Origin of the sequence: Desulfogranum marinum (assembly GCF_963675105.2) — a bacterium.
GTDB lineage: Bacteria > Desulfobacterota > Desulfobulbia > Desulfobulbales > Desulfobulbaceae > Desulfogranum > Desulfogranum marinum.
The window spans coordinates 2072022-2086091 of the sequence record NZ_CAXXRO010000004.1; the positions used below are offsets into that span (position 1 = coordinate 2072022).

General features: G+C 44.3%; 11 protein-coding genes. 2 read left to right on the forward strand and 9 right to left on the reverse strand.

Annotated features, from left to right (window positions below; translation table 11 throughout):
- The first annotated feature begins 126 nt into the window (after positions 1-126).
- Positions 127-909, forward strand: coding sequence for a hypothetical protein (locus tag ACHZCY_RS17815; RefSeq protein ID WP_319549868.1), 783 nt, complete (start codon positions 127-129; stop codon positions 907-909).
- Between the two features lie 6 nt (positions 910-915).
- Here ACHZCY_RS17815 and ACHZCY_RS17820 read toward each other — a convergent pair whose 3' ends face one another.
- Entirely contained in the window at positions 916-1086 is a 171-nt protein-coding gene (locus ACHZCY_RS17820) for a hypothetical protein (RefSeq protein WP_319549869.1), read from the reverse strand.
- 126 nt (positions 1087-1212) lie between these two features.
- On the opposite strand from ACHZCY_RS17820, the gene ACHZCY_RS17825 reads away from it, so the two are divergent.
- Entirely contained in the window at positions 1213-2253 is a 1041-nt protein-coding gene (locus ACHZCY_RS17825; protein ID WP_319549870.1) for a toll/interleukin-1 receptor domain-containing protein, read from the forward strand.
- A gap of 145 nt (positions 2254-2398) precedes the next feature.
- Here the strand turns inward: ACHZCY_RS17825 and ACHZCY_RS17830 are convergent, their stop codons facing one another.
- The 8 genes from ACHZCY_RS17830 to ACHZCY_RS17865 form a co-directional block, all read right to left on the reverse strand.
- Entirely contained in the window at positions 2399-3142 is a 744-nt protein-coding gene (locus tag ACHZCY_RS17830) for a hypothetical protein (protein ID WP_319549871.1), read from the reverse strand.
- Between the two features lie 75 nt (positions 3143-3217).
- On the reverse strand, positions 3218-3538 hold the full coding sequence (locus ACHZCY_RS17835; RefSeq protein WP_319549872.1) for a hypothetical protein: 321 nt from the start codon (positions 3536-3538) through the stop codon (positions 3218-3220).
- Between the two features lie 646 nt (positions 3539-4184).
- Complete coding sequence (locus ACHZCY_RS17840; RefSeq protein ID WP_319549873.1) at positions 4185-6641, reverse strand: mechanosensitive ion channel family protein; 2457 nt, start codon at positions 6639-6641, stop codon at positions 4185-4187.
- Positions 6642-6803: 162 nt separating this feature from the next.
- Positions 6804-9065 carry a mechanosensitive ion channel family protein gene (locus ACHZCY_RS17845; protein ID WP_319549874.1) on the reverse strand — a complete coding sequence of 754 codons (2262 nt, stop codon included), beginning with the start codon at positions 9063-9065 and terminating at the stop codon, positions 6804-6806.
- A 100-nt stretch (positions 9066-9165) separates the two neighbouring features.
- The gene (locus ACHZCY_RS17850; RefSeq protein WP_319549875.1) at positions 9166-10914 is read right to left on the reverse strand and encodes an esterase/lipase family protein; all 1749 of its coding nucleotides are present in this window, start codon (positions 10912-10914) and stop codon (positions 9166-9168) included.
- 125 nt (positions 10915-11039) lie between these two features.
- Positions 11040-12095: an Lnb N-terminal periplasmic domain-containing protein gene (locus ACHZCY_RS17855; RefSeq protein ID WP_319549876.1), complete on the reverse strand. Its 1056-nt coding sequence runs from the start codon at positions 12093-12095 to the stop codon at positions 11040-11042.
- 61 nt (positions 12096-12156) lie between these two features.
- Positions 12157-12924: a porin family protein gene (locus ACHZCY_RS17860; protein ID WP_319549877.1), complete on the reverse strand. Its 768-nt coding sequence runs from the start codon at positions 12922-12924 to the stop codon at positions 12157-12159.
- A gap of 108 nt (positions 12925-13032) precedes the next feature.
- Positions 13033-14067, reverse strand: a complete 1035-nt coding sequence (locus tag ACHZCY_RS17865) for a DUF1214 domain-containing protein (RefSeq protein WP_319549878.1) — start codon at positions 14065-14067, stop codon at positions 13033-13035.
- Positions 14068-14070: the final 3 nt, after the last annotated feature.

Here is a 14070-nt window from a genome sequence, read left to right on the forward strand (position 1 = left end):
AAAGATGAGTGATAAAGAGCTAGGTTGCGGCCTAACTATCTGGTTTTACGTTCGTGAGATTTCTAGCATTGCATAGATTAAGAGAAACTACTTACTAACTTGTTAGAACACCAAAAATGAATCAATATGGAAGAAGGCAAACTGTTTGATCTATATGAAAAGCTATATTTCCATGAAGTTGAAGCTAGAGAAAAACTGTCAGCACGTATGCAAATTCCTTTGGCAATTTCCCTAGCTATACTTGGTGTTATTGCTAATATAATAAAAGGGTTGTCATTCAGCGTAGCTAGCGTTTGGTGCTATGTATTTTGGTTAGTTTTTGGTGCAAGTGTAGTTCTATTTGTTTTCGCACTAAAACACTTTGTTCGTTCATTTTATGGGCATGCCTATCAATTTTTGCCTCCCGCTAATGAAACAGAAAGATATCGCTTGGATCTAATTGAGACCTATAAAGGTTATGAAGAAGGTGAAGTTCTTTCAAAGAAATATTTCAATCAATATATTTATAACTATTACAATGAGTGCTCATCAGTAAATACAGCAATTAACGACAGTAGATCTGAAGCTCTACACAAATGTAATACCTATTTGATTTTATGTGCGTTGCCTTTAGCTATTGCATTTTTAACATTCACTTTCAGCGGGGTAGACAAAAATTCCGTCGATAAAGAGTATAAGGTCAAAATAACAAACTCATTTAAACTTCCACAAAATATTCAGTTAGATAGTTCAGAAAAAAACGAACAGCGAACGGCTGGTGTACCAGAAGGAAATCAAGAAGAGGTGTTAACTAATGGGAAAAGAACAACCGAAACCTCCGCCACCACCTCCTCCCCCCCCGCCAAAGAGGGTGATAAAGGAGGACGTAGAGATCCCGAGGCAGAGACCACCCAAACAACCAAAACATGATTGAGGTCATAAAATGGCTAAGGATAAAAAGGCAGTACCACCTCCACCACCGCCTCCACCTCCGAGAAGTGTAAGAGGCAGTGTAACAGTTCCAGGTGATAGATTGCCACCTAAAGTCCCGGTTCCACCACGGCCTTCAAAGCCCAAAAAATAGCGACTGCGAATGCAATCATCCATTAAAACCTCCAAGGTTTTTTGCATTGTAGAATTAAAATACAAGTTCTAACCAGCCAATCAACCGGACCCGCAAACAGCGCGCGGTCCGGTTATTGCAACGTTGGCATCTAATACAGGCAATACAGCATGCAGGTCAAACGCGTATTTTTATCTCATAGTTCTAAAGACAAACCATTTGTCAGGGAATTAGATAAGGCACTCCGGGCTTTCGGCGTGGATACCTTTCTTGATGAGAGAGACATAGGGATTGGCGAGGATATTCCACAGAAGGTGTATGATGCCTTACAGGAAGCCACTTACGTCTGTTACATCTTATCCAACAACTCTGTCGATTCCGAATGGGTGAAGGAGGAATTGTCAGTTGCTAAGATGCTGGAAAAGGAACGTGGTGGTGTTTTTATCCTACCTATACTTATTGAAAATATTAAGATCCCTACTGCAATTAAGAGTAAACGATACGCTGATTTTCGAACTAACAGCTCACTCCGTATTGATTCCCTCCCTTTGCGCTTGTTACTTTCTGCGTTAGATATAAAGATGGGTGAAATTCCCAAGCAGTTGACTCCGACAATGCAGCATCGCATTCTCCTACTCCATCAGGAATTCGTTTCGCAAGGTGCTGTTGCGTTACAGGTGTTAAATGAGTTGGATGGCATCCTAAGCTCATTATCCAAAGAGTATAAGGAGTTTGAATACTGGATGGATAGATCCTATTACGGAACAAGTGATCGTGAGGAACTACGTAGACGAAAATTTGACTTTTCAAGAGGTCATATTGATGGTGAAAGAGCTTGGGCAGATCGCGACGCCTATAGAGGGGTATTCGATAAACGTATCAATGATGCTATTCAGCATCTGGATTACGGGGACATCATTTATAAACAGGAAACAGTCAGAAACACACTTACTCTTATGGTCCAGATGCCTTACCCTGAAGCAATGACCGTTCACATCAGTGAGGCAAGTGAATTGTTTCATCAACTTCTCATGCATCTTGACCAGTTCTCAGGTATAGACAGCTACGATACTTTCATAAATGAAAATGGCTTAAGTATTGTGTACGACCTTCGCAGTACTATAGCGAAGGTTCGTATAACTACATTAGATTTGATCTATCAAACCTCATATTATGTAACTCAAATGATTGATACGAATGCCAACAAATAAATCCAGCGGACGCAAAATGCAGCGCCGCTGATTAAAACGTTATGTTTGACCAAAAATTATATCTCAATAGAAATTATACTCACAGCTAATGAAAAAAATCGATCTGCACATTCATACCATCCGGGTGCATCCGACGTTTATGGAATCATTTAACACGTCGTATCCTCTTCTCTCGTGAGACCCTTTTTTCCTGCGCACTTTTCTCATACTGATCAAAGAACGAATCAAATTTTGAGTTATACTTCGCGCAGCGTAGTTTCAAGATGTTGTTGGCATAGTCAACTTTCCACCAAGCGCCTGACCTCTTGAGACGAATATTGCTGATAAACTTGTTGGCGCTTTCTATTGCGCCACTGCCAAGTGGATAGCCACCACGCCGTAAGCGGCCATACTCAATTCTAACCTTGTTTGTCTTGAGATAGTTGACCAGGTTGTCCCGCTCTGTCTTTGCCTCTGCAGTTTTACACTTCATCCGGTTCAACCCGGCGATCACGTGAGCAGCATTATTATGAAACAAGCGTACCTTGGTTTGTTCTATCCACGAACGGGCCTTTTCTGTTTCAGAAAAGTGAATTTTGGCAAAATCATGTAAATGTTCCGAGCAGTGATAATAATCGAGAACTTGCCGACATTCAGGGAAATACTCTTTGACACAGTCCCATATCCACTTCGCTCCATCACCAACAAAACACAAACGGACTTTGTCCAGTGGAATGATATCCTGCTCCCTCAACTCGGCCAGAAACTCGCGGAATTCATTAATGTTACTGATTTGATGCCAGCTTAACAGATGGACAACTTTATCTTTGTCCAGCAAATAACCACGAATACCTTTTGCCTCGCGCCAACAGTGAGGCTGCCCTTTTTCTTCTGTCCTGATTGGAACCATGGCGCCGTCAGCAGAAAAGACGAGTACTGGTCGGCGGTAACTGTCTTCTGATATATACTCTATAATTTGAGCAACTTACTCGGCAGTTGGAGTAATCTCGGCAAGACTGATTTCAGAAGCAACCTGGTTGGTAAGTTTATGCACCGTATCGGCAGAAATATCAAAACGGTATATTTCGTTCATCATCTCTGCAGCTTCCTCAAAAGTTTCCTTGGCACCGAAAAGGGCTGCTATTTTTTGTATATCATACTGGTACTTACCATCCCTGAGATTAAGAACATCTTCATAAGGGGTATGAACGGCCTTGCATTTTGGGCAGGTATAATACGGGCAGTTAATCGTTATTGTTCCACGCGTGGTAACGCATTCTCGTTTATTGTCATATTTCTTATGCACCCTGGAACGACAATCAGTACACGTTGGCGAGGTGATATGCCTGCCAAGTTCGCCTTGAATAATAATCTGAACCAGTTCCGGGTCTATTGCAGGGTACTTTTTTCTAATCTTTTCGATTATCTCAAAAAGGGTATTATTAGGCGCATCAACACATTGGATAATATGATCAATTTTTTGATCAAGACTTGTATCTCAACTTTCGGGGTTGCCTCATTTTGCTGTTTTACCGTTTAAAAAAGCAAAATGAGGCAACCCCGAAAGTTGAGTGAATAATCTTGGACTGTGGATGCACAGGAATAACCTCTGGCCGAGGCATTTGGTCATATTCGTGATCTTCGACATACCAATATTAACCATTAAACTCTGTAACTGAAATTGCTTTATGGTCAAACAATCAGCTATGCTTCAATACCTCTGAAGTAGATAATCTTTGGTAAGCTCTACTTTGCAGTTGCTCCATTTCTGATCAATTTTGTGTCAATAAGCAGGCCTATCCTCTCAAGCAGAAGTTAGGTATGCAATATTTCTTGAATGGTTCAGATAGCCATAATACATTTTAATATTTAGAAGTACTTCTTAAATCAGATAGGACATGACTGTCCACCATTCTGAGATAAATGTTTATTATAACATCCTATCCTATCATTTATGCAAAATTTCCACTCATTGTAGCTTGCTGGAAGGCCTTTATAGCATCAGGATCAACACTTTTAAGGTGCAAGTCTCTTTGCGGAAATGGAATTACAACACCGGCCATCTCAAACTCAGCCTCAATATCCTGGTTTAATTCGCTGCGAACCGTCAGGTGGTCACTAAAATCTGAAATCCAAACTCTTAATTCAAAGTTCAAAGAACTGTCCCCAAAAGCCAAAAATAGAGCCCTTGGAGGTGGCATGGTGAGAACTGTCGGATTACTGTCGGCGCATGACAAAAGAATTTTCAGTACAATGGATATGTCTGTGCCATAGGCAACTCCGATGGGAATTTTTACTCGAACTCTTTTTTCTGCAAGTGTCCAGTTAGTCACAGAACCAATTATGAGCTCTGCATTTGGAATTACAATCTCAGCATTGTCGAAGGTTTGAACCGTCGTCGCTCTCAAGCCGAGGGCGGTTACTTCTCCCATATCCTGGCCAACCACAATTATATCGCCAACTTTAACTGGCCGTTCAAACAGGAGAATCAGGCCACTCACAAAATTATTAACAATTTCCTTCAAGCCAAAACCAATTCCAACACCTAGCGCACCTCCTATAATTGCTATATCACCCAATTCAAATCCAAGGAGTTTTAAAAGAACCAAAAAGCCGATGACAATAATGGAGTAGTGGACAAGTCTTGTAATAGATTCCTGCACGCCACGGGTAATACGGTATCGTGGTAGTATTCCCTGGATAAGAAATGTATTTATCCCCCGAGATGTGAGAAAGGTTACGTAAAGTGCAAAAATTATTACTAAAATTGATTTAGGTGTAATTATATGTGAAAAAAATGAAAACTCTATAGAGGCTAAAGCTGATAAAGTCGCACCAAGCGTTGGAAATACCGAAAGATAACTAAGGACTAGTGAAAACCATAAAACTGAATGTACCAGAATAAGTGCTGGGGTAATATCGTGAACGACCTTAGCCGCATTTTGTCGAACTAAAGGAACAGGGATACTGTATAAAATCAGCTCAAACAAACCGGATAAGATTTTTTGTATCAGCCATACTACGAGAGTGATAACTATTATGCTCATCACTCTGTCGAAAATCAAAACAGCTGCCCACTCATATCCTCCCGCTCCAGCCAAGAAGACGACAAGAGGGAAAAGGAAAAAGAAAAGCCTAAGGGTGGCATATTTTCGTTTTTGATGAACCTCCTTTCTTCTGAAGAACATGCGAAATGAAAATGTGAGACAAATAATGGACACCCCAAATAAGTAAAGATGAACGAGCGGCTGGGGCAAGTTAATTGATTGGAGAAACATAATCACAGTAAGACTAAAAAACAGAAAAGAGCTGGTAGTTCTGTACAACGGAACTTTTATAATTAAATACTCAGCTAGAAATACTGCTGCGACTATCATTAGGATCTGTTGGAGAATTTGCCAATTAGGAGGTAGGTCAATGTTTGGATGTAATGCTTCAATAAACAAAAAGGTAGTGCTGACAATAAAAATCCCCGTAGCAAACGGTTTATCGGTAAATGGGTGCCATCGATATGATGCTTTAACAAAAGGTTTGCTCAGCCGGGTTAAAAATGTAACAAGTGCAATGGTTGCCAGGAATATCAAGACACCTCTGAAATTATTTTTCAGATATGCTTTCTGATAGGAACCGAAAAATCGAAGATTTTCCCAACTTTGCGTCAGAATTTCATATTCAAAGCGGCTATAAAAACCTGCCGAAAGCATGGAAGGTGTATTCTGCTGAAAACCGAAATCATACATGTCCTGGAGAAGATCATTCACCGTATCATTAAGTGTGTAGACCCTTGCCTGAATTTCCCCTATTTTTTTCCCAGCAAGTAGCGTTGGGTGAATCTGCTCTTCAATCAGTTGTTGAGCCTTTTCAATTATCTGGTCAAGGGAGTCAGCTGTTGGGAGAGTATCTACCAATTTGGCTTGTGTACTGGTGTGTTCGATAAATTTCTGTAATTGGATGTCATTAGCAAGCCATTCGTCAGTCAATATTTCCAGGGTGTGGATATTTGATTCAATTCGCTTGCTCAGTTGGGTAATTCGCTTGTCTATTTTCGTCAGTTTCGTATCTAGAGACAAAAGTTGATGAGGGTTGAGGTCGGGTGTGGTTGTCGCAACCGTTGTTTCCCACTCAAGCTCTCCAACCCTTGAACTGACCTCTTGAATTCTTGCAAATATAACTTTTGTATTAGCCAGATCATTAATCTGCTTGCGCAGATTAAGTAATTTTTTAGGCAGCGTGTTGATCAGGGTATAGGTTTCTGTCAATGATAGAGGCTTGCTAGTGGTTGCCTCTTCAGCTTTTCCTGGGTTCTCGGCTACCTTTTCAGTTTCGTTAAGCTTCTCCGCTGCATATCCTGTGTTAAATGCAAAGATCAGAGTAAAGATCAGAACACATTTATTAAAAGAAATACTCATTGTTGCGCTCCTGAAAGAGAACCTGTTAGTTCTACTGATCATCAAAAAACTATTGATATTTATAGTATTAGAATCCGTTGACAATATTTCCTTTTATTGAAGTACGATGAAAAAAATAGCTGGAGAATCCTAGATGATCTAAAGCAAATAACAGCATCCGTTTTACCAATCTTCTGTGTTCTTTTGCTGCTGGTCTTCTCCGGCAACTGTTGCAGCAGCACCGCCCTCAACTATTTTTTTTGCAGTATCTTCATCAAGCGGTTTTCGTTTCTGGTCATCTGGGAAATCTACAATAACTTTTCGATGTGCATAATAAATTCCCTTGGCATTGAGAGCTTCAGTAATACGCCTGAAAGCCTCCCGTCTAATGAGGAATTGTTTACCAGGTTTTGCCTTAAACTTGACCCTGATGACCATCACTGAATTAGTTATTTGATAAACCCCTTGCGATTTAATAGGTTGCATGAAATCATCACCAAATTCTTCATCTTGAATCATCGCTTCTCCGACTCTTTTGATGATTTTCCGAACCAGATCTATATCAGTGTCATAAGGAAATTCAAGCGGAAACTTGATGACAATGCCTCCACGCATATAATTGATTATTGCCCCCAAATCACTATATGGAACAACCTGCAAATAACCAAGATGATGTCGGAGCAGCACATTTCTCAGGGTTATGCTCTCGACAACTCCTTTCATTGATCCTGCCTGGATATATTCACCAACCCTGAATGCATCATCAAGTAGGAAGAAGAAACCTGAAAGAACATCGGAAACGAGCTTTTGTGCACCAAAACCAACAGCAAGACCAATGACACCAGCTCCAGCGAGCAGTGGACCTATGTTTACCCCGAAGGAGGAGACAACAATCAAAAGAACCATCGTCACAAGGATTGACCCGAAAAGCTTGCGTAGAACCGGCAATAGTGTGTGAACGCGCCCGCGAGGAGTTGAACCGCCAAATTCATTATCATCATCTTCCATTTGTTCGAGAGCAGGGCTAACCTCTTGAATTTTTCTTTCCAGGAATGAGGAAGCAATTTTCCAACAGAAAAAAGCTAAAACCAGAGTAATTGATGATTCAAAAAAGGCTTTTATCACAAAAGAGGCATACGGGATATGTATTCCCCAAATGGAAAGTATCCAGGTTGTGAGTGAGAGTAAAACTATCAGGCGAAAGTAAAAGTTTACTTTGGTGACTATCACCTCTTTGTCTTCAACAATCTCCCCGACATTTTCATTTACACCTTTCACTCCTGTCTCAGGATCATCATATTTTTTATCCAGATTAAGCGACTCAACCACAGAGCGAATCAATAGTTTCCCAAAATAAGAAAAGGAAAAATAAATAGGTACAACAAGTAAACTGGCAATAAATGCGCCATCACGCTCTACTGTTCCAGACATTTCCTGCCCAACCCAGATGGACCAAACAAGGAGTAAATACAGAAATGCAGGTCTGTCCCAATGGCGAACAAGCTGCGTGTAAAACCGACTGTTTTCCTTAGTGTTGGCTTCGGAAATCAACAACTGGGCTATTGGCTTTTTTAGATAAAATATGAGGAAACCACAGACAATAATGATGAGTGATCCAACCAATACAATTAACCATGTCACAGTTTGATAACTAGCGCCAAGCTCATTAAAAAGATTTATCAGCACTATGCCAGACAAGAGTAATGCAAAAGATAAAAAAACTGACAGGCTAAGAGGCTTGACCAAAGTTTCATCCATGTTGAAGAATCTAATTCTTGCATCTTCTGGTGAAAAAATAATCCTGGTCATTATTGCACAAAGGTAAAAAATGAAAACTATTCCAAGCATGGCCTGGAAAAACATCTGCCCAGCAATTGTAACTTCAGGTGTGAAAACAAGAAAAACGAGTGAGGAGATTATCGTTGCCAAAAACAAGCGAGCAATCGCTGGGAAATTATTAAGAAAACTTGCCCAGAAAGACAGCAAAGAATCATTTTTTGGAGGAATGAGCTTATTTCGTTTAGTTATAATGCGTATCTTTAATCTCTTAACTACAAACATAGCAAAGAAACCAGAGCAGATGGAAATAACAGAGAAAGTCAAGATTCCGAAAAATCCAGGACCGCCGCCTCCACTCTCAATTGACCTTATTGCCTGCATCAAGTCATCCGGCACCAAGGGCGCATATGCAAGAACACTGATTTCATCAACTTCAGATGATTCAGCATCATCAAACATGTGCAACCAATGTAAAACAATTGGAGTACCACTTCTTTGGTTTTTCCGATGTAGTCCCTCACCGACGCGTTCCCTGCCAACTTCAGCTACTTCATACTCCTGAACAATAGTATTTTGGGTTTGCTTGTCATCAGCAGCAGAAACAGCAGTGCATATAGCTATTATAAAGAGAATCGATAAATAGGATAATACACTCTTTAATTTCATTAGTTTTTCCTAAGGAATTATTATTTATCATCCTGAGCTCAGATTATGAAGAATTGCTGCCTGATACTTCATGTCTTTCCTATTCAACGGCTTGCGACCATCATTGTATCGGCTTTGCCTGTGTACCAAGATGTTCCAACAGAATGCGCCGCACTTCTTCTATAGTGAATGGATGTCCCTGACTGGAATGCCCGGAACGGACGATGAATTCCGATTCCATGCCATCGAGATGGGCGCTGGTGTAGGCAACAACACCATCATTGCCCAGTTTGGGATCACCCTCTCCCTTGACCGCGATAATCGAATGACCGACAACCCCGGGTGCCAGCGAAGTGGCTGCCAGCGTTTTCAGGATCGGACTGTCCGGTGACATGCCATCGATGCTGGTTGAGCCAACGCTATTGCCGATAATTCTTTTAACGTCCTTGGTGTAGTAGTCGCTAAGGCTTAGCGAAGTATCGAAAATTTTTGCCGGTAGGGTGACAATTTTTCTGATCAGACTTCGCACCCACCCTTTACTAAGGATACTCCCTCGGTGAGGGGTGGAAATAAAAATGACTCGTTTGACTTCTGGTACCGGTTCAACCACAAGGAGTCGTTTGGTTTCGACCTTTTTCTCCTCTGGCAGCCCTAGGGAATCGAGATCTTTACCTGTCAATGCATAGACCAGACTGTCGCCTGTTTCGACGACAGTTAATTTAGTCAGAAGCCCCCCCTGGCTGTGACCTACAACGACCATCTCCCGGAGTGCCGGATCCTTACCTTCTGGATCGAGTTGGGTAAATTTATTTTTCAGAGCATCCCGCAAATCGGAGGCCGAAGCCACAATGGGGGCACTGCTGTTATAGAGGAAGGCCCAGAACTGGTACTTTTGCTGAAGAATGGGGTCACCTCGTAGGGTATTGAGCATCTCCGCCCACCAGGCCGGGTTGCTGAAGGTGCCATGGACAAAGACCACTGGGATACGGCCCGGCCGATAGGGCTGGGTCAAGTGCAGGCCATTGGGGATAGACTCGAACTTATTGCCCAGAAACGCACCCATGCCGAGACCCCACAATTGTGAAGTCTCAAGCACATAGGCCGCCGGTGTGGTGGTGTCGGTCTCGAGAGGGGCGCGGCGGCCTTTAACTTCCAGAATATTATCGTCGTAGGCCGAGTAGAATTCCAGAGACGCGGTTGCTGTCCCCGCCGTCAATTCGACCAGGTTGGCGTTGATGCGCAGAAAAATGGTCGTGGGCACAGCTTGAGGGAAAGGGATTTCCTGGCTTTTTTTCTTTACGCCAATAAGGGCGCTACCGACCCCCTTTGAGCGGTTACGAATAGAAATGCCGCGTATCACGTAGTTGTCCACCGGCTCGAATCGCTCAAACTCCTCCAACTTCCATGGATATTTAGTCAGATCAACCGTGATGGCCAGAGTGCCGACCGGCAACGTGCGCACGACCGCGGAAAGTTTGAGGGCCCCCGCATCGCCAGTTGCCATCCCACGCCACAGGCCGAAATTGTATAGATCAATGGCCGTGCGGGCACGAATATCAAAGGCATTAGACGCTGGGTCGCTCCGGTCATCGAGAAGAAACAAGTAGGCATAGATTGAGGCAACGAGGAAATAGTCGGGTGCCAACACCTGCTTGTCCACCGCTACACTCTTCTCCAGCCGCTCGCCGTAGAGATAAGAGAGTTCCGCCAGAGCGTACAGGGTATCCCGCCGGTCGTCAGACAGCGCTTTGTCGTGAATATATGCGATAATTGCGGCCGGGTCCTTCTTGTATTTCTCGACAAGGTTGTAGCGGCGGAGCACAATGTTCGTCGCATTGCTGGCCATCCCCTCGGTCAGGGGATTGGTCATTAACTCCCGATACGAATCGTGTGGCGAGACCTGGTGAACGCCGATTGGCGTGGCACACCCTGCCAACAGATAGAGAGTCGAAAGGAGCCAACCGAAGCGGAGAATAGTCTTTAATAAGTGCATGTTTATGGCTCCATTCCAGGCAATCCCATCCGGATAAGTCGCGAGAAGTCACTGGTTTTGTCTGCGGCTTTGGCCCTCTGGTTGATGAGGCTTCTCTTCTTCAGTTCGGCAAAAGGCAGTCTCTGGTTGATCTTTCCCCGCTCGTAGAGCATCTCATCAAGGTGCCCATTAACAATTAACCGCCAGTCGAAACGGGCATCGGGGTTGAAGGGGGTGGTGTGGCGCAGGATACTGGTGGTGCAGTTGGTGAGGATGGCACGGTACCACTGGGGATGGTCCTTTAGGCTGTTCACCTCACGCAGGTAGTCGAGCAGCACCTTGCGAGCATAGTCCATCGACACGTTGAACCGGTAGAGGTAGACATCCTCACCTGTGCGGTAGTTGGTTCGCAGTCGGACGACATCCCGCTCGTCCGCCACCACGTAGGTTAACTCGAACTGTTTGAAAAACCCCTTAACCGCCGAGTATTCCTCTCCAAGCTCCTTGCGGGTCTCGATAGAGATACAGAGAAAACTTCCGTCCTTGAAACCGAAACTCAACATGGAGTGAGCGATATTGGGTGACCCCCAGTAGACGAGGAAGAGATCGACACTCTGCAATGTGGTTAGATCGTAGGTCCGGTCGTAATGGTGTACCGAGTAGGCGGTTTCGGTCCGATAATCGACATTGCGAACGTTATATACAGTGATCAAGTTATCCTTGATCTCGGCATAAGGGAGTAAGGCCACATCGGGCTGCCAGTTTCGGCTGTTGGATGGCGGAATCAGCAACCACCAAGCTGCGATTGCCATCATGAAAAAAAACAGGAAGGCAGCCCAAGCCCCGCGTTTGCCCTTCCTCAATCCTAAGAGAATGAGGATCATGGCCACCAGTACAAATCCCCCTGCGGCGATCGGGCGCATAGCTGAAGGTAAAGTGGAGTAATAGATTGCAAGTGATCCCACAATGGCAGCAATGACAAGGAAAATAAAAGCCATGGCCAAGAAGATGGTTCTCAACACGCTCCCCAAAATATTTCTTTTGGAAAAAAGAAGTCTCATTCGATTGATTAGTAACATTTACGCTCGAAGTATATCGTCACCAATGTGAAAATAAACAACTCAATGAAAAGCAAAATTTTTAAAAGCGAAATTTGATCCCGAACATGGGCCCGCTGAAGTTAATGTCTTCGATAGTGTCGCCTTCGTCAGTCTCCCACGCAAGATGGCGGTAACCTGCAACCAACTCAACCTTGTCAAGTCGATAGCCAACTCCCGGCCACACCTGCCAGGTCAGCTTACTGTCTCCGACTCCCACGTCTGCATAGAGGGAGAAATACCATCTGTCGCTGAGGTCAAATAACACCTGGGCACCAATGATACCGTCCAAGACGTCCTCGGAATCGGAATATTTGGTCATACTTCCCGCGATTTCTGCATCTAAATCAAGGTCCAGCTTAAAATAGCGTGCACCAACCAGTAGGTCGAGGCTGGCCAGATCCTTGTCGACAGCACGGTAGGCAACGCCAAAAGTAGAAATGTAGCCCTTCATCTTCGCATCAATATCAAACTTTGTCGGGACGCCGACAAAATTGGCGTTGGAGCTGGTTTCTTGATGAATACTCAGGTAGATAATATTTGCCAGCAATGTCCATTTGCCTTTTTGTGCCGACAGTATGCCCATGAGTCCACCGTCAAGATCGCCAAGGACGTCAGAGAATGAGACATCGATCTCATCACCGGCCATAGATGTACCTTTAACCCCAGCGGCCCAAAGATATGCCGCCCCCCCAAACTTCCAGTCATCGTGTTTTGAGTCCGTCTCGGCCTCAGCGGTTAATGCCGTTGCGAAAAAGCAGCAGAGAAGAAAAACCAGGCTAGTTGTTAAAAGCTGAAAATGGTGTTTCATATCAAACCTTTTTAATGTTATTGAGACACCACCTCAAAATCGGGCAGTTTCCAGGGTCTTTCGATTTAATCCTCTAACTTACATTTCACACAGGTCGCCATGCATGTTCTATTCAACAGCTTCAGCATCCGGAAATGTCCAGGTTCCCTTTAGTATCTCCGGCCCCGGCTGATACATCCTTACAATGTAATTCCATCCCGGAACGATAGGCAGGAAGTTATCCGCCTTGGGGTCGCCGCCGAAGTGGATGGTGATGCTGCCGTCTTTGGCCTTTTTGGCAGTGACGTTGTTGAAGGAATAGGCGTTGTATTCGTTGATCGGCATAAGCCCCATGTCGTCATAGAGAGTCACGGACCAGAAGCCGTACACCGGTACGTCCGTCACCGTTAGAGTGTGGGGGGTCTTTCCGTCGTTCTTCTCAGGAACTACATTCCCGTAAGTCGCGGCTTCAGCTGGCAGACCACCCCAGCCGAGTGCCGCTCCCAGCAACCAGTAAACCGGGTCCAACTCCTCTTTCTTACCGAAAAACTTGGAGCTGTCCGTGACCGTCGCCCCAACAACGTTGATCGTATTCCGCATCTGCTCTACTTCTTCCTTGCTCCAATCAGGCACTTCTAACTTGCCGATATCGTCCTGCTCGACAATGACCGCGTCCTGGAGCTGATATGCTTTTTCCATATCTTGCTCATCGTTCGGATCCATAAAAGTCCGAAGGGCCAGAAGCACATATCGAGTGCCCACCTTTTCTTCTGTCAGAGTACCTGTCCTTGGACCGTAGAAACTCCAAATCGAGTGGTCCTGGCTCACGACCATCAAGGATTGATAGCGCCCTCCGGTTTCCGGGAGCGTAATCGTGACCGGAGACGTCAGATCCCACACGCCGAACGAGTACAGCGTATCCCGGTTACCCCGAACAGTAATCTGGTTGTTCACGTCGTAGGGTTTCCGGTTATGATGGAACTTCCCAAGGCATTTAAAGCTCTCGATGTAGCCTTTCATCTGGATGTCGGACTCTGCACGGACGTAGTTAAAGGCGGTAACCTCAGAGGCTTCCTCAGCCAGACCGGCCACACCTGAAAGGAGCAACACTGCCGCGACCGGCAATGCCATTATTTGTCTCTTGAACATTGAGTTCGTCCTCATAGC